This window comes from Escherichia sp. E13S3, assembly GCF_004212325.1.
Classification (GTDB): domain Bacteria; phylum Pseudomonadota; class Gammaproteobacteria; order Enterobacterales; family Enterobacteriaceae; genus Escherichia.
In genome coordinates this window covers 250,548-271,755 of the sequence record NZ_RHJR01000004.1, presented here as the reverse complement: position 1 = coordinate 271,755, position 21,208 = coordinate 250,548, and the positions used below count along the sequence as shown (strand labels likewise).

20 protein-coding genes and 1 pseudogene are annotated in these 21,208 nt (G+C 52.4%); 12 read left to right on the top strand and 9 right to left on the bottom strand.

Translation table 11 applies throughout. The features are described 5' to 3' along the window. Positions 1–89 precede the first annotated feature (89 nt). Both nuoM and nuoN read left to right on the top strand, forming a co-directional pair. Positions 90–1,619, top strand: coding sequence for an NADH-quinone oxidoreductase subunit M (gene nuoM / locus D9597_RS06550; RefSeq protein ID WP_130221938.1), 1,530 nt, complete (start codon positions 90–92; stop codon positions 1,617–1,619). 6 nt (positions 1,620–1,625) lie between these two features. Beyond that, on the top strand, positions 1,626–3,083 hold the full coding sequence (nuoN, locus tag D9597_RS06545) for an NADH-quinone oxidoreductase subunit NuoN (protein ID WP_000156701.1): 1,458 nt from the start codon (positions 1,626–1,628) through the stop codon (positions 3,081–3,083). 68 nt (positions 3,084–3,151) lie between these two features. Here nuoN and D9597_RS06540 read toward each other — a convergent pair whose 3' ends face one another. Continuing rightward, a complete protein-coding gene (locus tag D9597_RS06540; protein WP_130221937.1) occupies positions 3,152–3,655 on the bottom strand; it encodes a YfbM family protein in 504 nt (167 codons plus the stop codon). A gap of 102 nt (positions 3,656–3,757) precedes the next feature. Further along, positions 3,758–4,729, bottom strand: a complete 972-nt coding sequence (locus tag D9597_RS06535; protein WP_130221936.1) for a M28 family metallopeptidase — start codon at positions 4,727–4,729, stop codon at positions 3,758–3,760. A gap of 137 nt (positions 4,730–4,866) precedes the next feature. Here D9597_RS06535 and D9597_RS06530 point away from each other — a divergent pair. Next, positions 4,867–5,642: pseudogene (locus tag D9597_RS06530) on the top strand (von Willebrand factor type A domain-containing protein). Positions 5,643–5,754: 112 nt separating this feature from the next. Here D9597_RS06530 and rbn read toward each other — a convergent pair. Next, positions 5,755–6,672 carry a ribonuclease BN gene (gene rbn, locus D9597_RS06525; RefSeq protein ID WP_130221935.1) on the bottom strand — a complete coding sequence of 306 codons (918 nt, stop codon included), beginning with the start codon at positions 6,670–6,672 and terminating at the stop codon, positions 5,755–5,757. A 64-nt stretch (positions 6,673–6,736) separates the two neighbouring features. On the opposite strand from rbn, the gene D9597_RS06520 reads away from it, so the two are divergent. The 9 genes from D9597_RS06520 (at position 6,737) to pmrD (ending at position 15,007) form a co-directional block, all read left to right on the top strand. Next, on the top strand, positions 6,737–7,198 hold the full coding sequence (locus D9597_RS06520; RefSeq protein ID WP_130221934.1) for a GNAT family N-acetyltransferase: 462 nt from the start codon (positions 6,737–6,739) through the stop codon (positions 7,196–7,198). A 54-nt stretch (positions 7,199–7,252) separates the two neighbouring features. After that, positions 7,253–7,558 (top strand): stress response protein ElaB, encoded by a 306-nt coding sequence (gene elaB, locus D9597_RS06515; RefSeq protein WP_000070621.1) that lies wholly within the window; start codon positions 7,253–7,255, stop codon positions 7,556–7,558. 78 nt (positions 7,559–7,636) lie between these two features. Next, positions 7,637–8,932, top strand: a complete 1,296-nt coding sequence (menF, locus tag D9597_RS06510) for an isochorismate synthase MenF (RefSeq protein WP_130221933.1) — start codon at positions 7,637–7,639, stop codon at positions 8,930–8,932. Between the two features lie 88 nt (positions 8,933–9,020). Then, on the top strand, positions 9,021–10,691 hold the full coding sequence (gene menD, locus D9597_RS06505; RefSeq protein WP_130221932.1) for a 2-succinyl-5-enolpyruvyl-6-hydroxy-3-cyclohexene-1-carboxylic-acid synthase: 1,671 nt from the start codon (positions 9,021–9,023) through the stop codon (positions 10,689–10,691). Then, entirely contained in the window at positions 10,688–11,446 is a 759-nt protein-coding gene (menH, locus tag D9597_RS06500; RefSeq protein ID WP_130221931.1) for a 2-succinyl-6-hydroxy-2,4-cyclohexadiene-1-carboxylate synthase, read from the top strand. Before menD ends, menH begins: the two co-directional genes overlap by 4 nt. 14 nt (positions 11,447–11,460) lie before the next feature. After that, the gene (gene menB, locus D9597_RS06495) at positions 11,461–12,318 is read left to right on the top strand and encodes a 1,4-dihydroxy-2-naphthoyl-CoA synthase (protein WP_000639996.1); all 858 of its coding nucleotides are present in this window, start codon (positions 11,461–11,463) and stop codon (positions 12,316–12,318) included. Further along, positions 12,318–13,280, top strand: coding sequence for an o-succinylbenzoate synthase (gene menC / locus D9597_RS06490; RefSeq protein WP_130221930.1), 963 nt, complete (start codon positions 12,318–12,320; stop codon positions 13,278–13,280). The genes menB and menC overlap by 1 nt, the downstream gene beginning before the upstream one ends. After that, positions 13,277–14,635: an o-succinylbenzoate--CoA ligase gene (menE, locus tag D9597_RS06485; protein ID WP_130221929.1), complete on the top strand. Its 1,359-nt coding sequence runs from the start codon at positions 13,277–13,279 to the stop codon at positions 14,633–14,635. Before menC ends, menE begins: the two co-directional genes overlap by 4 nt. 105 nt (positions 14,636–14,740) lie before the next feature. Continuing rightward, on the top strand, positions 14,741–15,007 hold the full coding sequence (gene pmrD, locus D9597_RS06480) for a signal transduction protein PmrD (RefSeq protein ID WP_130221928.1): 267 nt from the start codon (positions 14,741–14,743) through the stop codon (positions 15,005–15,007). Here the strand turns inward: pmrD and arnF are convergent. From arnF to arnC, 6 genes are read right to left on the bottom strand one after another with little or no spacing between them, the layout of a single operon-like run. Continuing rightward, positions 15,001–15,387, bottom strand: a complete 387-nt coding sequence (arnF, locus tag D9597_RS06475; RefSeq protein ID WP_130221927.1) for a 4-amino-4-deoxy-L-arabinose-phosphoundecaprenol flippase subunit ArnF — start codon at positions 15,385–15,387, stop codon at positions 15,001–15,003. The genes pmrD and arnF overlap by 7 nt on opposite strands. After that, positions 15,387–15,722: a 4-amino-4-deoxy-L-arabinose-phosphoundecaprenol flippase subunit ArnE gene (gene arnE, locus D9597_RS06470; RefSeq protein ID WP_130221926.1), complete on the bottom strand. Its 336-nt coding sequence runs from the start codon at positions 15,720–15,722 to the stop codon at positions 15,387–15,389. Before arnE ends, arnF begins: the two co-directional genes overlap by 1 nt. Next, positions 15,719–17,371, bottom strand: a complete 1,653-nt coding sequence (arnT, locus tag D9597_RS06465; protein WP_130221925.1) for a lipid IV(A) 4-amino-4-deoxy-L-arabinosyltransferase — start codon at positions 17,369–17,371, stop codon at positions 15,719–15,721. Before arnT ends, arnE begins: the two co-directional genes overlap by 4 nt. Beyond that, the gene (gene arnD / locus D9597_RS06460; RefSeq protein ID WP_130221924.1) at positions 17,368–18,261 is read right to left on the bottom strand and encodes a 4-deoxy-4-formamido-L-arabinose-phosphoundecaprenol deformylase; all 894 of its coding nucleotides are present in this window, start codon (positions 18,259–18,261) and stop codon (positions 17,368–17,370) included. Before arnD ends, arnT begins: the two co-directional genes overlap by 4 nt. Beyond that, positions 18,258–20,240, bottom strand: a complete 1,983-nt coding sequence (gene arnA, locus D9597_RS06455) for a bifunctional UDP-4-amino-4-deoxy-L-arabinose formyltransferase/UDP-glucuronic acid oxidase ArnA (protein ID WP_130207176.1) — start codon at positions 20,238–20,240, stop codon at positions 18,258–18,260. Before arnA ends, arnD begins: the two co-directional genes overlap by 4 nt. Then, complete coding sequence (arnC, locus tag D9597_RS06450; RefSeq protein ID WP_130221923.1) at positions 20,240–21,208, bottom strand: undecaprenyl-phosphate 4-deoxy-4-formamido-L-arabinose transferase; 969 nt, start codon at positions 21,206–21,208, stop codon at positions 20,240–20,242. The genes arnA and arnC overlap by 1 nt, the downstream gene beginning before the upstream one ends.

Here is a 21,208-nt window from a genome sequence, read left to right as displayed (position 1 = left end):
TACAACCACAATCCGAAGAGAATTTTCTGTCGTGAGAATTCGTTGAAAATCCGGTCCTGACGGGACTTTTACAAGGAATAAAGATCGCCATGTTACTACCCTGGCTAATATTAATTCCCTTTATTGGCGGCTTCCTGTGCTGGCAGACCGAACGCTTTGGCGTCAAGGTGCCGCGCTGGATCGCGCTGATCACCATGGGATTGACGCTGGCGCTGTCGCTGCAACTGTGGTTGCAGGGCGGTTATTCACTGACGCAATCCGCCGGAATTCCGCAGTGGCAGTCTGAATTCGACATGCCGTGGATCCCGCGTTTTGGTATCTCTATCCATCTCGCCATTGATGGTTTGTCACTGCTGATGGTCGTGCTGACCGGTCTGCTCGGCGTGCTGGCCGTACTCTGTTCGTGGAACGAGATCGAAAAATATCAGGGCTTCTTCCACCTCAACCTGATGTGGATCCTGGGCGGCGTTATCGGCGTGTTCCTTGCCATCGACATGTTCCTGTTCTTCTTCTTCTGGGAAATGATGTTGGTGCCGATGTACTTCCTGATCGCACTGTGGGGGCATAAAGCTTCTGACGGTAAAACGCGTATCACGGCGGCAACCAAGTTCTTCATTTACACCCAGGCGAGTGGTCTGGTGATGTTGATCGCCATCCTGGCGCTGGTTTTTGTTCACTACAATGCGACTGGCGTCTGGACCTTCAACTATGAAGAGCTGCTGAATACGCCGATGTCTAACGGCGTGGAATACCTGCTGATGCTGGGCTTCTTCATCGCCTTCGCGGTGAAAATGCCGGTGGTTCCGCTGCATGGCTGGCTGCCAGATGCGCACTCCCAGGCACCGACCGCTGGTTCCGTGGACCTCGCAGGGATCTTGCTGAAAACCGCCGCTTACGGTCTGCTGCGTTTCTCCCTGCCGCTGTTCCCGAACGCGTCGGCAGAGTTTGCGCCAATCGCTATGTGGCTGGGTGTTATCGGCATCTTCTACGGTGCGTGGATGGCCTTCGCCCAGACCGACATCAAACGTCTGATCGCCTACACCTCGGTTTCCCACATGGGCTTCGTGCTGATTGCTATCTACACCGGCAGCCAGTTGGCCTACCAGGGCGCGGTAATCCAGATGATTGCGCACGGCTTGTCGGCGGCGGGTCTGTTTATTCTCTGCGGTCAGCTCTATGAACGTATCCATACCCGCGACATGCGCATGATGGGCGGTCTGTGGAGCAAGATGAAATGGCTGCCAGCACTGTCGCTGTTCTTTGCGGTGGCAACGCTTGGGATGCCAGGCACCGGTAACTTCGTCGGCGAATTTATGATTCTGTTCGGCAGCTTCCAGGTTGTCCCGGTGATTACCGTTATCTCTACCTTTGGGCTGGTCTTTGCATCCGTTTATTCGCTGGCGATGTTACATCGCGCTTACTTCGGTAAAGCGAAAAGCGAGATTGCCAGCCAGGAACTGCCAGGGATGTCGCTGCGTGAGCTGTTTATGATCCTGTTGCTGGTGGTGCTGCTGGTACTGCTGGGCTTCTATCCGCAGCCGATTCTGGATACCTCGCATTCCGCGATTGGCAATATCCAGCAGTGGTTTGTTAATTCCGTTACTACTACAAGGCCGTAAATCGCCATGACAATAACTCCACAAAACCTGATCGCACTGCTACCGTTGCTGATCGTCGGCTTGACGGTGGTGGTTGTGATGCTCTCCATTGCGTGGCGACGCAATCATTTCCTCAACGCTACGCTCTCGGTTATTGGGCTTAACGCGGCGCTGGTTTCGCTCTGGTTTGTCGGCCAGGCGGGCGCTATGGACGTTACGCCGCTGATGCGCGTTGATGGTTTCGCCATGCTTTACACCGGGCTGGTATTGTTGGCGAGCCTCGCCACCTGTACTTTCGCCTACCCGTGGCTTGAAGGCTATAACGACAACAAGGACGAGTTCTACCTGTTGGTGTTAATTGCCGCGCTGGGCGGGATCCTGCTGGCGAATGCCAACCATCTGGCGTCTCTGTTCCTCGGTATCGAACTGATCTCTTTGCCGCTGTTTGGCCTGGTCGGTTACGCTTTCCGCCAGAAACGTTCGCTGGAAGCCAGTATCAAATACACTATCCTTTCTGCCGCAGCATCTTCTTTCCTGCTGTTCGGTATGGCGCTGGTGTATGCGCAGTCTGGCGACCTGTCGTTTGTCGCGCTGGGTAAAAACCTCGGCGACGGTATGCTCAACGAGCCGCTGTTGCTGGCAGGTTTCGGCCTGATGATTGTTGGCCTCGGCTTCAAACTCTCTCTGGTGCCGTTCCACCTGTGGACGCCAGACGTATACCAGGGCGCGCCTGCGCCGGTTTCCACTTTCCTGGCGACGGCGAGCAAAATCGCTATCTTCGGTGTGGTGATGCGTCTGTTCCTTTACGCACCAGTGGGTGACAGCGAAGCGATTCGCGTGGTGCTGGCGATTATCGCCTTTGCCTCCATCATCTTCGGTAACCTGATGGCGCTGAGCCAGACCAACATCAAACGTCTGCTCGGTTACTCATCTATCTCTCACCTCGGCTATCTGCTGGTGGCGCTGATTGCGCTGCAAACTGGCGAGATGTCGATGGAAGCGGTAGGGGTTTACTTGGCCGGTTATCTGTTCAGCAGCCTCGGGGCGTTTGGCGTGGTCAGCCTGATGTCCAGCCCGTATCGTGGCCCGGATGCTGATTCCCTGTTCTCTTACCGCGGACTGTTCTGGCATCGTCCGATCCTCGCGGCGGTGATGACGGTGATGATGCTGTCTCTGGCCGGTATCCCGATGACGCTGGGCTTTATCGGTAAGTTCTACGTGCTGGCGGTCGGTGTCCAGGCACACTTGTGGTGGCTGGTGGGTGCCGTGGTTGTCGGTTCGGCAATCGGCCTTTACTACTACCTGCGCGTGGCGGTGAGCTTATACCTGCACGCCCCGGAACAACCGGGTCGCGATGCACCGTCAAACTGGCAGTACAGCGCAGGCGGTATCGTGGTGCTCATCTCTGCACTGTTGGTACTGGTGCTGGGTGTATGGCCACAACCGCTGATTAGTATTGTGCGGTTAGCAATGCCGCTGATGTAATCTGTTAGTTTGTAAGTCAGAAAGCCGCCGACATGTTCGGCGGTTTTTTTATGGTGCCTTTGACACCATCACCCAACAATAACCGTCAGCGCATGATTCCCTTGTCGCAGCATACGTCGATACGCGCTAATCAGCTTTTCCATATCAAGCATGATCGAAGCAAAGAGTTGCCCCTCTAACTCTTCTGAAAAGGTCACTCCCGGATAAATCTCCATTTCATTGAGTCGCTGAATGGAAAACTGTTTACGCAGCTCACTTCGATCCAGAGCTTCCAGGCGGTCGATTGTCGCGGCTAACTCCTGATTCCAGGTCAATCCCAGGAAACCATCTATGCCATCTTCGAGGCTGTGTTCACCAAGCACGGCACGACTCAGCGGATCATTCTTCGCTGGATCAAAAGCAGAGGTACCCGTTAGGCCAAAATGTAAAAAATCCCAGCGTTTATCAATATCCAGTCGCCGTAAACCTGAAAGCGTGTCATGAATATTGTCCATTAAGGTTTTTTCAGTAGACTCAAGCAGTCGGTTAATTCTTTCTGAGTCAATTTCTGCAAAATAGCCAATCATTCCCATTTGTTTTTCCTCCGTTGAATTTAATTTTTCGCATCTTAAAACAGACGAGGGAAAATAAAATGCGCATGTTGCTTTTTCTGGATCTTCCTCGAGAAATTTTTATTATTTACTGTTTTGCAACAAGGTTATAACGCCATCCACCACCTGAGCCATTTTCTGATAATTGAGTCTGTCTGCGGTATCGCCAGGTAAGTGATATTGTTTATTACGATAAAAAGCGGTGTCAGTAATCATTACGGCGGGAATATCGTGTTGCCAATAATTAAGGTGGTCGGAGAAATCGATACCGGGAATAAAACCAGGTGCATTAATAGAATAAACAGGCAACTCTTTTGCTGATAACAACGCAGATTTTACCTGACGCACAGCACTGATATCCTGCACTCTGCCGACGACAGCAATAAAATCACCATGGTCGGGATAAAGCCAGGACATGACAGAGTAAGGGTAATCCTGACTCCCTGGTGCGGAGTCGTAATAACCTATCATCTCCAGTGCTATCATTAATTTCACCGGACGCTCAAGCGAAGCGGCGTGTACCGCGCTCCCCATTTCATCGCTACGAAAGAAGGGCGGTTCTTCCGACGCATAGGCGACCAGTTGCACACCTATTTTCGGCGCTTGCTGCTGTAACAAACGTGCCAGTTCGAGTAATCCTGCCACACCGCTGGCGTTATCATCCGCGCCCGGCGTATAGGTTAATTGATCGTTTTCGTAACTGCTGGCAGAGTCATAGTGCGCACCAATAATAATCAGCGGTCCATCGGCAGGACCATAATCAGCAACAATGTTTTTGTAGGGGCCACCCGTAATGGGGACGTCCTGCACGGTAACTCTGGCACCGCTACTGACAAAGACCTCTTTTATATACTCTGCGGTTCTATTCAGATTATCAATATTGTCTGCACTACGTGGATGCACAGTTTTTGTAAAATAACGAACTGTTTTTTCTAATTGCTCGGGACTTGCGTGCTGGGGCGTTGGCGGTAATGCATTGACCCAGGGCTGATAAAAAACAATTAGAGGAAGTGAAAGCAGGAATAATATAAAAAAGGAAAAGGTTATTTTTTTCATATACAAATTCTTAATAGGTTTCGTTGTTGAATCATTATTTGTTATGGGTTTCGAGATTGTATTTTATTAAGATTGGTCGGATTATACAAAGAGTCTATTTTATGTCTGGTAGCTGAGTTTATTTAAAAGGACTTTATATGCGAAATAAAAATATAATCATGTTGCTTATTAGTGGTTTTATTTTGTCAGGATGTGGACCGGAATCTGATGATAAGGAAAGTCAGCAACAACAATCTACTACACCCACTGACCAGCAAGTGCTTGCCGCGCAACAAGCGGCAACAAAAGTGGCTGAGCAAAGCGCCGCCGCCGCTAAAGCAAAAACCTTAGCCCAGCATGAAGCGCAACAATCCTCAGACAAACAGGCTTTGCAGGGGCGATTACAGGAAGCGCCAACATTTGAAAGAGCGGCTAAAGCAAATGCTACACGTATCGCAAATCCAGGAACCGCTCGCTATCAGCAGTTCGATGATAATCCGGTTAAGCAGGTAGCGCAAAACCCGTTGGCGACGTTTAGCCTTGACGTCGACACCGGCAGCTAACGCTGAATGGGCACAAAGCATCAATTGATAAGTTACGCTATGTCCCGGATAACAAATCAGCAAAATCGGATAAAGCGAAAGAACTGGCCTGGTTAAAGATTCGTTGGAAATACCCGCAGGGAAAAGAAAGTCAGTTAGTTGAATTCCCGTTGGCACCCACAATAAACGCACCTTCAGAAGATATGCGTTTTCGCGCAGCAGTCTCTGCGTTTGGGCAAAAATTGCGCGGTTCTGAATACCTGAATAACACATCCTGGCAGCAGATCGAACAGTGGGCGCGGCAAGCGAAAGGACAGGATAAACAAGGCTACAGAGCGGAATTTATTCGCCTGATTGGGCTGGCGGAAGGTCTGAACAATTCCCAAAACTAAAAATGATAAATCTGTTTGCCGGATATCGACATCAAGCGTATTCGGCAAACAGATGAAAAATAAGTGCGTTGGCATCATTAAATTAATCTGCCAACTAACCACCGCTTTCGACTTAAATGCTAAACACCGCGAAATCGCTCGCCAGTTCAGTTGCCGGGAAAATCGTCCGGCACTCGTGTAACAAGTGCTGACAGCCTTTATCATCATAGCGCGAACTAACATGGGTAATGATTAGCTTACCGACACCAGCCTCACGGGCCAGTGCCGCCGCCTGGCGTGTGGAGCTGTGGCCGCGACTGTTGGCTTTGGCCTCCATCGCCAAATCCAGAGTTGCTTCGTGAACCATTACGTCGACACCTTTAGCCAGCGCCAGCGCGGCATCGCAAGGACCCGTATCGCCGAAAATGGCGATCGCTTTTCCTGGTGTAGGCGCGGCTAAGTAATCAGCGCCGTTAATCTGCCGACCGTCTTCCAGTGTGACAGTTTTTCCGGCTTTCAAATCCTGAAACAATGGGCCTGGCGGTACGCCTGCGGCCTTTAATGCCGGGGCATTCAGCGCACCAGGCTTATCATGTTCTTCTACGCGATAGCCGTAACATTCCAGCGGATGTTCCATCGGATAAGCTGTCACTTTACGCAAGCCATCATCAAGAATTTCGCCTGCGCTAATTTCAATAATCTCCAGTGGATAATCGGTCCACGAGCCACTAATGCGTAACGCTGTCTCAACAAATTCACGGATACCTTTCGGACCATAAATGGTTAAGGGTTGCACAATACCTGACATGGAACGACTGCACAGCAAACCGGGCAGACCGAAAAGATGATCGCCGTGAAGATGGCTAATAAAAATCCTGTCCAGTTTGCCGGGATTAAACACCGTGTGCAGCATTTGGTGTTGAGTGCCTTCGCCACAGTCAAATAACCAAAGTCCGGCCTGGGTCGGATGTTGCAGATTGAGCAATATCGCCGTGACATTACGCGCCCGGGTCGGAACTCCCGCCGAAGTACCTAAGAAAATTAATTCCATAAGACCATCACATTTCTAAAAATAATCCGGCTAGTATAAGGCATACAACCAAAAGGAGCGCATCATGATCGACTGGCAGGATCTTCATCACTCTGAATTATCGGTTTCTCAGCTTTATGCCTTATTACAACTGCGTTGTGCGGTATTCGTTGTCGAACAAAACTGTCCTTATCAGGATGTCGATGGTGACGATCTGGTAGGTGAAAATCGTCATATTCTCGGCTGGCAAAACGGAAAACTGGTCGCGTATGCGAGGATTCTGAAAAGTGATGATGATCTCGAACCGGTGGTGATTGGTCGGGTGATTGTCAGCGAAGCGTTGCGGGGCGAAAAAGTGGGGCAGCAACTGATGAGTAAGGTGCTGGAATCATGTACGCGCCACTGGCCGGACAAGGCGATTTATCTGGGAGCGCAGGCGCACTTACAAAACTTTTACCGCAGTTTTGGCTTTATCCCTGTGACCGACATTTACGAGGAAGATGGTATTCCCCACATCGGGATGGCGCGCGAAGTCATTCAGGCGTAATTGATAACCGTTGTCTATAGTTAGTGGCAGGTTTTAAGCAAATGGAGAACGAGAATGTCTAATCAATTTGGTGATACACGCATCGATGACGACCTGACGTTGCTGAGTGAAACACTGGAAGAAGTGCTGCGCTCCTCTGGCGATCCCGCCGATCAGAAATATGTTGAGCTGAAGGCGCGAGCAGAGAAGGCGCTGGATGATGTGAAAAAAAGAGTCAGTCAGGCTTCAGACAGCTATTACTATCGGGCGAAGCAAGCGGTTTATCGTGCCGATGACTACGTTCATGAAAAACCGTGGCAGGGGATTGGCGTTGGCGCTGCGGTTGGTTTGGTATTAGGACTGTTGCTGGCACGCCGTTAAAACCTCCCTACACTGGGGTACTGCATTTTTTTTGCAGTACCCCGTATAATGTGAGGCTTTTAACAGGGAGAGGTCCGCGTGCAATCACTCACTACGGCGCTGGAAAATCTATTGCGCCATCTGTCGCAAGAGTTTCCAGCGACGCCCGGCATTCGGGTTTTTGATGTTCCTTTCCCATTAAATGACGCCTTTGATGCCTTAAGCTGGCTGGCCAGCCAGAAAATGTATCCGCAATTTTACTGGCAACAACGCAATGGTGATGAAGAGGCTGCCGTGCTGGGTACAATAGCCAGCTTTTCGTCGCTGGCGCAGGCGCAGTGTTTTCTCCGACAACACCCGGATCACACCGACTTACGTATCTGGGGGCTGAATGCGTTTGACCCTTCCCAGGGCAATTTACTCCTCCCGCGGTTGGAATGGCGACGCTGTGCAGGCAAAGCGACCCTTCGACTGACCCTTTTCAGCGAAAACTCCCTTCAGCATGACGCATATCAGGCAAAGGAATACATTGCTGCTCTGGCAAACATTAAACCGTTGCCAGCTCTGCATTTAACCATCATCCAAGAAAATCACTGGCCGGACAAACCAGCCTGGACGGGGTTAATTAAACTGGCGACTGACACCATTGCTGAAGGTGAACTGGATAAAGTGGTGTTGGCGCGGGCGACCGATCTGCATTTCTCCGATTCAGTTAACGCGGCGGCAATGATGGCTGCCAGTCGTCGGTTGAACCTGAACTGCTACCATTTCTACATGGCTTTTGATGGCGAAAGCGCGTTCCTGGGTTCATCTCCTGAGCGGCTTTGGCGGCGGCGTGACAAAGCGTTGCGTACTGAAGCACTGGCGGGAACGGTGGCGAATCATCCTGATGATAAACAGGCGCAGCAACTGGGCGAGTGGCTGATGGCGGATGATAAAAACCAGCGCGAGAATATGCTGGTGGTGGAAGATATCTGCCAGCGATTACAGAGCGACACCCAGGCGCTGGATGTTTTACCGCCGCAGGTGCTTCGTCTGCGTAAAGTGCAGCATCTGCGTCGCTGTATCTGGACCTCGCTTAATACGGCAGATGATGTGGTTTGTCTGCATCAGTTGCAGCCAACGGCAGCGGTGGCAGGTTTACCGCGCGATTTGGCACGGCAGTTCATCGCCCGGCACGAACCGTTTACCCGTGAATGGTATGCGGGTTCTGCGGGCTATCTCTCATTACAACAAAGCGAATTCTGCGTTTCCCTGCGCTCGGCGAGAATCAGTGGCAATGTCGTGCGATTGTATGCCGGAGCGGGTATTGTCCGAGGCTCAGACCCCGAACTGGAGTGGCAGGAAATCGACAACAAAGCGGCAGGACTGCGCACTTTATTACAATTGGAATAGTAATGAGTCGCATCATTACCGATTCATATCAATAATCTATTTTTGTAGCTCCTTATACTTAGCCGCAATATTGATACCGGACAAACTCATGTCAGTAAGCGCATTTAACCGACGCTGGGCGGCGGTCATTCTGGAAGCATTAACACGTCACGGCGTCAGACACGTCTGCATCGCCCCTGGCTCTCGTTCTACGCCATTAACTCTGGCGGCGGCGGAAAATTCCGCTTTCATTCATCACACTCATTTTGATGAGCGTGGGCTGGGGCATCTGGCGCTGGGGCTGGCAAAGGTCAGCAAACAGCCAGTGGCGGTGATAGTGACTTCCGGCACGGCGGTAGCGAATCTCTATCCGGCACTGATTGAAGCTGGGTTAACCGGAGAAAAACTGATCCTGTTAACCGCCGATCGTCCTCCGGAATTGATTGACTGCGGCGCAAATCAGGCAATTCGTCAGCCGGGCATGTTCGCCTCTCATCCTACGCATAGCATTTCACTACCGCGCCCGACGCAGGATATTCCCGCCCGTTGGCTGGTTTCTACTATCGACCATGCTTTAGGCACGCTGCATGCGGGTGGAGTCCATATCAACTGCCCGTTTGCCGAACCGCTTTATGGCGAGATGGACGATACCGGACTTAGCTGGCAACAACGTCTTGGCGACTGGTGGCAGGGCGACAAACCGTGGCTGCGTGAAGCGCCTCGTCTTGAGAGCGAAAAACAGCGCGACTGGTTCTTCTGGCGGCAAAAGTGCGGCGTGGTGGTTGCCGGGCGCATGAGTGCGGAAGAGGGCAAAAAAGTTGCATTGTGGGCGCAAACTCTTGGCTGGCCGCTGATTGGCGACGTGCTGTCGCAAACCGGGCAGCCGCTGCCGTGTGCCGATCTCTGGTTAGGCAATGCCAAAGCGGTGAGTGAGTTACAGCAGGCACAGATTGTCGTGCAACTGGGGAGCAGCCTGACCGGCAAACGGTTACTGCAATGGCAGGCAAGTTGTGAGCCGGAAGAGTACTGGATTGTTGATAATATCGAAGGGCGACTCGACCCGGCGCACCATCGTGGACGTCGGCTGATTGCTAATATCGCCGACTGGCTGGAACTGCATCCGGCAGAAAAACGCCAGCCCTGGTGCGTTGAAATCCCGCGTCTGGCCGAACAGGCGATGCAGGCAGTTGTTGCCCGTCGCGATTCGTTTGGCGAAGCACAACTGGCGCATCGCATCAGCGACTATCTGCCGGAACAGGGGCAATTGTTTGTCGGTAACAGCCTGGTGGTGCGTCTGATTGATGCGCTTTCGCAACTTCCGGCAGGTTACCCGGTGTACAGCAACCGTGGGGCCAGCGGAATTGATGGGCTGCTCTCTACCGCCGTAGGCGTTCAGCGGGCGAGTGGTAAACCGACGCTGGCGATTGTGGGCGATCTCTCTGCTCTTTACGATCTCAACGCGCTGGCGCTATTGCGTCAGGTTTCCGCGCCGCTGGTATTAATTGTGGTGAACAACAACGGCGGACAAATTTTCTCGCTGCTGCCGACACCGAAAAGCGAGCGCGAGCGTTTCTATCTGATGCCGCAAAACGTCCATTTTGAGCACGCTGCCGCGATGTTTGAGCTGAAATATCATCGTCCGCAAAACTGGCAGGAACTTGAAACGGCACTTGCCGACGCCTGGCGCACTCCGACCACCACGGTAATTGAAATGGTGGTTAACGACACCGACGGCGCGCAAACCCTCCAGCAACTGCTGGCGCAGGTAAGCCATTTATGATCCTGCAAGCGCAGGCAAAACACGGCAAACCAGGTTTACCCTGGCTGGTGTTTTTGCACGGTTTTTCCGGCGATTGCCATGAATGGCAAAAAGTGGGCGAGGCGTTTACCGACTACTCGCGGTTGTATGTTGATCTCCCCGGTCACGGCGATTCCGCGGCAATTAGCGTCGATGGATTTGATGATGTCACCGACGTACTGCGTAAAACCCTTGTTAGTTACAACATCCTTAACTTCTGGCTGGTGGGGTACTCGCTCGGCGGACGGGTGGCGATGATGGCGGCTTGTCAGGGGATGCCGGGGCTTTGTGGTGTGATTGTCGAAGGTGGGCATCCTGGGCTGCAACATGCTGAACAACGCACGGAACGTCAGCTTTCCGATCATCGCTGGGCGCAGCGTTTTCGTTCCGAACCATTAACCGCGGTATTTGCCGACTGGTATCAACAGCCTGTTTTTGCCTCGCTCAATGACGATCAACGCCGGGAGCTGGTGGCGCTGCGCAGCAACAATAATGGCGCAACGCTTGCCGCCATGCTGGAGGCGACTTCTCTCGCCGTCCAGCCCGATTTACGTGCTAACCTTAGCGCCCGCACATTTGCGTTTTATTATTTATGTGGTGAACGTGACAGCAAATTCCGCGCTCTGGCGGCGGAACTGGCTGCCGACTGCCATGTCATTCCTCGCGCCGGACATAACGCGCATCGGGAAAATCCCGCTGGCGTAATCGCAAGTCTGGCGCAGATCTTGCGTTTCTGACTAAAGGACACAATATGATTTATCCTGATGAAGCAATGCTTTACGCACCGGTTGAATGGCACGACTGCTCCGAAGGTTTCGAGGACATTCGTTATGAAAAATCCACCGACGGTATCGCAAAAATCACCATTAATCGTCCGCAGGTGCGCAATGCCTTCCGTCCTCTGACGGTAAAAGAGATGATCCAGGCGCTGGCGGATGCCCGTTATGACGACAACATCGGCGTGATCATTCTGACTGGCGCGGGCGATAAAGCGTTCTGCTCCGGCGGTGACCAGAAAGTACGTGGCGACTACGGCGGCTATAAAGATGATTCCGGCGTACATCACCTCAACGTGCTGGACTTCCAGCGTCAGATCCGTACCTGTCCGAAACCGGTTGTCGCGATGGTGGCTGGCTACTCCATCGGCGGCGGTCATGTTCTGCACATGATGTGCGACCTGACTATCGCGGCAGATAATGCCATCTTCGGTCAGACTGGCCCGAAAGTCGGTTCCTTCGACGGCGGCTGGGGCGCTTCCTACATGGCTCGCATCGTCGGGCAGAAAAAAGCGCGTGAAATCTGGTTCCTGTGCCGTCAGTATGATGCAAAACAGGCGCTGGATATGGGCCTTGTGAACACCGTGGTGCCGCTGGCCGATCTGGAAAAAGAGACTGTCCGCTGGTGCCGCGAAATGCTGCAAAACAGCCCGATGGCGCTGCGTTGCCTGAAAGCTGCACTGAACGCCGACTGTGACGGTCAGGCGGGTCTGCAGGAACTGGCGGGTAACGCCACCATGCTGTTCTACATGACGGAAGAAGGTCAGGAAGGTCGCAACGCCTTTAACCAGAAACGTCAGCCTGACTTCAGCAAATTTAAACGGAATCCGTAATGCGTAGCGCGCAGGTATACCGCTGGCAGATCCCCATGGACGCGGGGGTGGTTCTGCGCGACAGGCGGTTAAAAACCCGCGACGGGCTGTATGTTTGCCTGCGCGAGGGCGAGCGCGAAGGGTGGGGGGAGATCTCCCCACTGCCGGGCTTCAGTCGGGAAACCCAGGAAGAGGCGCAAAGTGTGCTGCTTGCCTGGGTAAATAACTGGCTGGCTGGCGATTGCGAGCTACCACAGACGCCTTCCGTCGCCTTTGGCGTGAGCTGCGCGCTGGCTGAACTGGCAAATACGCTCCCGCAGGCAGCAAATTACCGTGCTGCACCGTTGTGTAATGGCGATCCGGACGATCTGATCCTCAAACTTGCCGATATGCCTGGCGAGAAAGTGGCGAAGGTCAAAGTGGGATTGTACGAAGCCGTGCGCGACGGCATGGTGGTCAATCTTTTGCTGGAGGCAATTCCGGATCTGCATTTGCGTCTTGACGCAAACCGCGCCTGGACGCCGCTGAAAGGCCAGCAGTTTGCCAAATACGTTAACCCGGATTATCGCCACCGCATCGCGTTTCTCGAAGAGCCGTGCAAAACCCGCGATGATTCGCGTGCGTTTGCCCGTGAAACCGGCATTGCCATTGCCTGGGATGAAAGCGTGCGCGAGCCGGATTTTGCCTTTGTGGCGGAAGAGGGCGTGCGTGCGGTGGTGATCAAACCCACGCTCACGGGCAGCCTGGAGAAAGTCCGCGAGCAGGTGCAGGCGGCGCACGCGCTGGGGCTGACGGCGGTGATCAGTTCTTCCATCGAGTCGAGCTTAGGCTTAACGCAACTGGCGCGGATTGCTGCCTGGTTAACGCCAGACACCATTCCGGGGCTGGATACGCTGGATCTGATGCAGGCGCAGCAGGTTCGTCGCTGGCCGGGTAGCCCGCTGCCATTAGTGGAAGTTGATGCACTGGAGCGGCTGTTATGATCTTCTCTGACTGGCCGTGGCGTCACTGGCGGCAGGTGCGGGGAGAAGCCATCGCCTTACGTCTTAATGACGAGCAACTCAACTGGCGCAAGCTTTGTGCTCGCGTCGATGAATTAGCCTCCGGCTTTGCGGCGCAGGGTGTGGTTGAGGGCAGCGGCGTAATGTTGCGGGCGTGGAATACGCCGCAAACGCTGCTGGCCTGGCTGGCGTTACTGCAATGTGGGGCGCGGGTGCTGCCCGTGAATCCACAACTGCCGCAACCGTTGCTTGAGGAATTGCTGCCAAATCTCACTCTGCAATTTGCGCTGGTGCCGGAAGGGGAAAACACGTTTCCGGCGTTAACATCGCTGCATATTCAGGCGGTCGAAGGCGTACATGCCGCCGTGTGGCAGCCGACACGTCTGTGCTCAATGACATTGACCTCCGGCTCCACTGGCTTGCCAAAAGCCGCAGTTCATACTTATCAGGCTCATCTTGCCAGCGCCGAAGGGGTGTTATCGCTGATTCCATTTGGCGATCACGATGACTGGCTGCTCTCTTTGCCGTTGTTTCACGTCTCCGGTCAGGGAATTATGTGGCGCTGGTTATACGCTGGTGCGCGGATGACGGTACGCGATAAACAACCGCTGGAGCAAATGCTGGCAGGTTGTACTCACGCATCGTTGGTGCCGACGCAGCTCTGGCGTTTGCTGGTTAACCGTAGTTCAGTTTCCCTGAAAGCGGTGTTGCTTGGCGGCGCAGCGATCCCGGTCGAGTTGACGGAACAGGCGCGCGAGCAGGGGATTCGCTGCTTTTGTGGCTATGGTCTGACGGAGTTCGCTTCCACGGTTTGCGCGAAAGAAGCGGACGGCCTGGCTGACGTAGGCTCGCCGCTGCCCGGTCGGGAAGTGAAAATCGTTAACGATGAAGTGTGGCTGCGGGCTGCCAGTATGGCAGAAGGCTACTGGCGTAACGGGCAACTGGTGCCGCTGGTGAATGACGAAGGCTGGTACGCCACGCGCGATCGCGGTGAGATGCATAATGGCAAGCTGACCATTGTCGGACGTTTAGACAATCTGTTCTTCAGTGGTGGCGAAGGCATTCAGCCAGAAGAAGTCGAACGTGTGATTGCCGCACATCCTGCGGTTTTGCAAGTGTTTATCGTCCCCGTTGCCGACCACGAGTTTGGCCATCGTCCGGTAGCGGTGGTGGAGTATGACCAGCAAAGCGTTGATCTTAGCGAATGGGTGAAAGATAAGCTGGCCCGTTTTCAACAACCGGTGCGTTGGCTAACGCTGCCGCCTGAACTGAAAAACGGAGGCATTAAGATTTCACGTCAGGCGCTAAAAGAGTGGGTGCACGCCTGCAATAATTAACCATCCGTTTCACTTCTCATTTTTACCATTCCATTGCCATTGATAATGAGTTTATATGTTAATCTGTAAATTAATGTGAAAATTCTTATCTGACAGGGAGGTACAATGGAGTGGTTAGTAAAAAAGACGTGTTGCGGCGTGGCGAAAAATCGTCATGTATTGGTCCTTAGTGATACCAGTGGTGCTCTCAAAATGATTGCCGAAGTGTGCAATGATGTCATTGTTCAGCCAGGTGATTTACTCTCACCGCTACAGGATGCTATGTACTGTATTAACCGGGATACACAACGCACAATTAAAGTTATTGATGCCCGAAGCTACAGTGGCGAAGAGTGGGAGAATGTACGCAAAATGGCCAGAAGTCGTCAGTGATTTTTATTTCGAACTGGCAGGAAAATCAGCGTTAATCCACCCATAATACAGGCCACTCCAAGCAGTGCCTTCACAGAAAAAGTCCCTTCCCAGCCGGGAAGTACTATTGATGCAATCCATACCAGTACATAACTCACACTCAGCAAAGTATAGGCTTTGCTGAGTGTGAGTTGATGAAGTGTTTTGTACCAACAAAAAACGGAAAGCAGATAACCCAGTAGCCCGATCACCAGCATCCGGACATCCAGGCCAAAAGCCAAAAGCGCAGCGATAAAATCCCACAACTGCGTCATCGGCGGTAGATGACTTGCTGCAAAACCGAGGCTTAATTGCGCAGCAGAAGCAATAATGACGCTGAATAATCCCCACATCAGGCCCATTACACCGTGCTCCCGAGAATAACAATGCCACCAATAATGAATGCCACCCCACACCAGTGACGAAAAGACACGGGTTCATGCCACAGTTTTACTGCTGCCAGCGTCACCCAGACAAAATTCAGGCTCAACATTGGATAGGCAATGCCTACCGGCACGTTCTGTAATACCAGCAGCCAGAGCACCATTGCCAGCCCCAGACACACCAATGCCAGCGCCAGCCACAGTGCAATATGTTTGCGCCGTTTACTTACCGCCACAAAGCGAGTTGCCTGTTTCTGGCAGAGCTGCCCGGCTACGCTAAGCAGGCTAGCAAAGACTAAAATCAGCCAGATCATTTGGGCCGATACTGAATGAGCACCAGACGCCCCTGATGATCGATAGCATCTGCAGGTGGAATGGCAAGGCTGTTGATATCCTCATCGCGGTCAATCGAAAGTACGAGAGTAATAATCCCCTCCTGACGATGCTTATTAAGCCAGTTGGCGAAATCATCACCGCTGACAAACCTGCCTTTCGCATCCGGGTAGTTAAGGCCATATTTCAACTCACCCGTCTGACGATACATGATGATGTCATTGCGTTGCAGACTCCATGCCAGACCTGCGGCAACGCCGACGCTATCAGTAAGAATATAGCGGCTCGGCTGGAGTGACTCTTGTGTCATCTCAACAAAAAACTGCGGATGTTTTCCTTCCATGACTCTATCGGGGATCGCAATACCCACGAGCAATGCCAGCCCCAACGGGCAAAGTGCCGCAAAAGGCCAGTTTTTTTCAATGTTCGTTAATGTGTACCAGCCGAAAAATGCCCATAGTGAAAAAATCGACCATGCGCAAAAGACTTTATAGATTTCGAAAGTTTGCCAGACTGGCGTACTCATTGGTCCCCAGGGAGAGACAACAAACGTGGCAATAATGCCAGTAACGCCAAATGCGATGTTAATCCAGCCATTAATTCGCAACGCCAGAGGATTAGTTTTTGCTGCCTGCAACGCGTAATACGCCATCAACATCGCTAAAGGTGCAAAGCAGGAGAGAATATAGGTGGGTAATTTACCTTTGGCGACGGAGAAAAACAGCAGTGGCATCACCGTCCAACTCAAGAGATAGACGGTTGCGGAATGGTTGCGGTTTTTCCAGCCAGAACGCAGCGCACCGGGGAGTAATCCCAGCCATGGCAGGCTACCGGCAATGATGATAGGCAAGTAGTACCAGAACGGGGCTTTATGTTGGGCATCATCCATCGCAAAGCGTTGAATATGCTCAATCCAGAAAAAATAGTGCCAGAAATCAGGCTCCCGTTGCGCTATTGCTAACCCCCAGGGGAGAACCGTCAGTACACAACTGATGATTGCCAGCCAGCCGTAAATAAAGAAATCTCTCCAGCGTTTTTGCATCGCCACCCACGGCAGCACGCTGAATACCGGCACGGCGAGGGCGAGAAAACCTTTGGTCATTACCCCCATACCGCAGGTGATTCCCAGCAGTAAAAATCCCGCGCTTTTGCCTTTCCACGTTTGCGCATCCATTGCCAACCAGAAGCTACACATTCCCGCCACCAGCCAGAATGCAATAAACGGATCGAGCACGGCGTAAGTGCCGATGGCGTAGACAATAAGCAGCGAGAGATAAATCACAGCGGCGAGTAGTGCCAGACGTTTATCGCGCCATAAGCGTAGAGTAAACCAGGTCACCAGCGCGGCGGTTAACAGGGTCGCAAAGATAACGCCTGCCCGAACACCAAAGTTATTCGCGCCAAATAGCCATTGCCCAATGCTGTTAATCCAGTATCCGGCAATGGGTTTTTCGAAATAACGTAGCCCTAACAGATGGGGTACAATCCAGTCGCCGGAAGCCAGCATTTCCCGACTGATTTCCGCATAACGCGTTTCATCAGGTTGCCAGAGCAGGCGATAATTAATCGGCAAGAGATAATAGACGGTAATAAACGCAAAGAATGCTGCGTAATAGCGAATGGATTTCATGGACGAGTTCCCGCAACTTGTTGGCAACCCAGCCAGCCTTCACGTCCAGCGATTCTTCCACGCACCACATGTCCGAGCGGCAACGTCTCCGGCAGCAGCTCGCCTAATGGACAAAACGTAATGCCTTCACGGGCGGCACGCTTCAGGAGATCAACAAAATCAGGATGATAAGCACAACCTTCAACTTCAGCATGGATGGTATAAACCGGCGTCCCTTTATCTCGCAGGATGCGGTTGAGTAGCCAGCCGTTAAAATCTTGCGCTTTCACATCCCGGCCAATCACTTCATCCCAGGTAGGTAATGTCACTGGAATTTGTGCAGTGCCAGGTTTTCCTGATTCGAGCAGTGGACGAAACGGCATCGCCCCACGACAATCGCTGTTGTAACGCAAATGGAACGCTTCTTTTGCTTCGATCACCTGTTGGTCGGCACGCCAGCCAGCGGCAGCGGAGCAGGTTATCGGTTGGCCGATAATCTCTTCCAGGGTACGAAGGCCGCGTGCGATATCGTCGACCATCGTTTGCCGATCCCAGTTAGCGCTATGGGCCTGCCAGGCGTGATGATCCCAGGCGTGCAGGCCGACTTCGTGGTATTTAGCCGCTTCACGAATGATATCGGCATTGGCATGACCAATCTCTTTTCCTGGCCATGCCGTACCTGCCAGTAAAATATCCCAGCCATAAAGCGATGCCGCGTTTGAGCGCAGCATCTTCCACAAAAACTGTGGCTTCACCAGTCGCCAGAGATGGCGGCCCATATTGTCCGGGCCGACGCTGAAAAAAATGCTGGCCTGAATATTATACTTACTTAAGGTTTCCAGCAGACGTGGCACCCCTTCGCGGGTGCCACGAAAAGTATCGACATCAATACGTAAACCTACTTTGGTCATGATGACTTATCCGTAAGATCGACAGTGCGCAGGAAGAAATCCAGCGTTTCATCGATGGTTTCCTGCATATCAATTTTCGGTTCCCAGCCGAGGCAACGGCGGGCATTGCGGATGCTCGGTTTACGATGCTCTACGTCCTGATATCCTTTGCCGTAGTAGCTGCTACTTTCTACCACGCGAAAGCCCGCAAACGGTGGGAAGTGATGGCGCAGCGGATGTTTTTCGAAGCTCGCCAGCAGCATCTCGCCGAGCTCTTCAATACTCGCTTCGTTATCAGGATTGCCAATGTTGATAATTTCGCCGTCGCAGCGATTTCCCGCATTTTCGATAATGCGGTATAACGCTTCGATACCATCCCGAATATCAGTAAAGCAGCGTTTTTGTTTTCCGCCATCAATCAGCTTAATCGGTGAACCTTCCACCAGATTGAGAATGAGTTGCGTAATCGCGCGTGAGCTACCAATTCGCGCCGCATTAAGGTTATCCAGTCGTGGCCCCATCCAGTTAAACGGGCGGAAGAGGGTGAACTGCAACCCCTCTTTTTCGCCATAGGCCCAGATGACCCGATCAAGTAATTGTTTTGATACTGAATAAATCCAGCGTGGTTTATTCACCGGGCCGACGATTAAATTAGAATGGTCTTCATCGAAGTATTTATCGCTACACATCCCATAAACTTCTGAAGTCGACGGGAAGATGATTCGCTTACGGTACTTCACGCAATAACGGATAATGCGCAGATTCTCTTCAAAATCGAGTTCAAATACGCGTAGCGGGTTGCGGGTATATTCAATCGGCGTGGCTATCGCCACCAGCGGCAAGACGACATCACATTTTTTGACGTGATACTCAATCCATTCGGAATGAATGCTGATATCGCCTTCAACAAAATGAAAATGCGGATGATTCAGAAAACGGCTTATCGCGTCGCTGCCAATATCCAGACCGTAAACTTCATAGTGATCTTCGCGCAGCAGGCGTTCTGTCAAATGGTTACCGATAAAACCATTTACCCCGAGGATCAACACCCGGGTACGGCGTCGGGCGGCGCAGGCAGGCTGGCTATTCAAGCGTGAACCTTGCACCAGCCCCAGCGTCTGGGCTAATTGTGAGCCCTGCATAGTAATGCCGTCGCCCGCCTGTCCGGTGACGATTTCCAGCGCGCCATCGCCACAGGCAATCAGCAACGGTGCAACAGAAATCACGCTTCCCGGCTGTGCTGCGGACGTATGAGGATGTACGCGTGACGACCAGACGGTAAATTTCTGATTACCAACATAGCTGAAGGCGCCAGGCCACGGATCGGCGACGGCGCGGACCATGTTATGCAATACGGCTGCCGGTTTGTGCCACTCGAGGAAGCTGTCTTCTGGTGTTCTGCGACCAAAACAGGTGGCTTCGTTCTCGCGTTGGGCTATTTCCAGAATCTTACCGTGTTTAATGGCGGGTAACGTCTGTTCCAGCAACTGACGCGCGGCATGGCACAATTTATGATGCAGCGTAATGGCGATATCATCTGGCGCAATGGCAACGCGCAGTTGGGCAACAATGGCCCCGGCATCGGCACGTTTAACCATTCGGTGCAATGTAACGCCCGTTTCCGTTTCACCGTTCACCAGCACCCAGTTCAGCGGCGCGCGACCACGATATTTTGGTAACAGCGAACCATGCAGATTAAATGCACCTGCGGGAGCGAGCTGTAAAATCTCATCGCTAATGAGATGGCGATAATAAAAAGAGAAAATTACCTCTGGTGACAGTTGGGCAATGCGTTCCACCCACAGCGGATGATTAATGTTATCCGGCGCGTAAACCGGAATGCCTCTTTCCGCCGCCAGGCGAGCGACTGAACCATAAAAGGCTTTTTCGCCAGGATTATCAGTATGGGTAAAAATGGCGCTAATTTCGTAACCGGCAGCCAGCAGGGCTTCAATACCGAGGCATCCCATATCGTGGTAGGCAAAAACGACGGTTTTCATTATTCATTTTCCTTGCTGGATGGACGGATAACTTGCTGAACAAAATAGCGGGGGCGGGCGCGGACATCGGTGTAGATCCTGCCAATATATTCACCGAGCAATCCCATGCCGATAAACTGAGCGCCAATAAAAGTAAACAGCACGGCAAATAGCATAAAGACGCCTTCCGCGGCCCATTGTGGCCCGAAGGTCAGGCGTAAAATCACCAGCAGTACCGCAATGCTGAAACCCCCAATCGCAATCACGCTGCCGAGAAGACTCAGCATACGTAGCGGTGTGGTCGTGAGGCAGGTCACCAGGTCGTACATCAAATTAATCAGGCGCATAAAACTGTATTTAGATTCGCCATACTCACGCTCGGCATGATGCACCGGAATTTCAATGGCGCGGCGAGCGAAGATATTCGCCAGAATCGGGATAAAGGTGCTGCGTTCATGGCAGTGCAACATGGCATCGATAATATGACGGCGATAGGCGCGTAACATACAGCCATAGTCGCCCATCGCTTTGCCGGTGGTGCGCTGAATAAGTCGGTTAATCATCTTCGAAGCGGTTTTACGAAACCAGGTATCCTGGCGATTCTGGCGCACAGTACCCACTACGTCGTAACCTTCATCGGCTTTTTCTACCAGACGGGGGATCTCCTCTGGCGGATTCTGGAGATCGGCATCGAGGGTGATAATTAAGTCGCCGGTAACGTGGCTGAAACCTGCCATGATCGCCGAATGCTGTCCGTAATTACGATTAAGCAAAATAGACACGATGTGGCTGCCCTCTGCTTGTGAGGCATCGACGAGCATTTGTGCGGAATTATCGCTACTGCCGTCATCAATCAGCAGGATCTCATACTCTTTCCCCAGCGTTTCGCAGGCTGCGGTGGTGCGCCTGATTAATTCCGGTAAGCTTTCCTGCTCGTTATAAACGGGAATAACCACCGAGACTTTCTTAACAGGGTGGATTTCAAACAT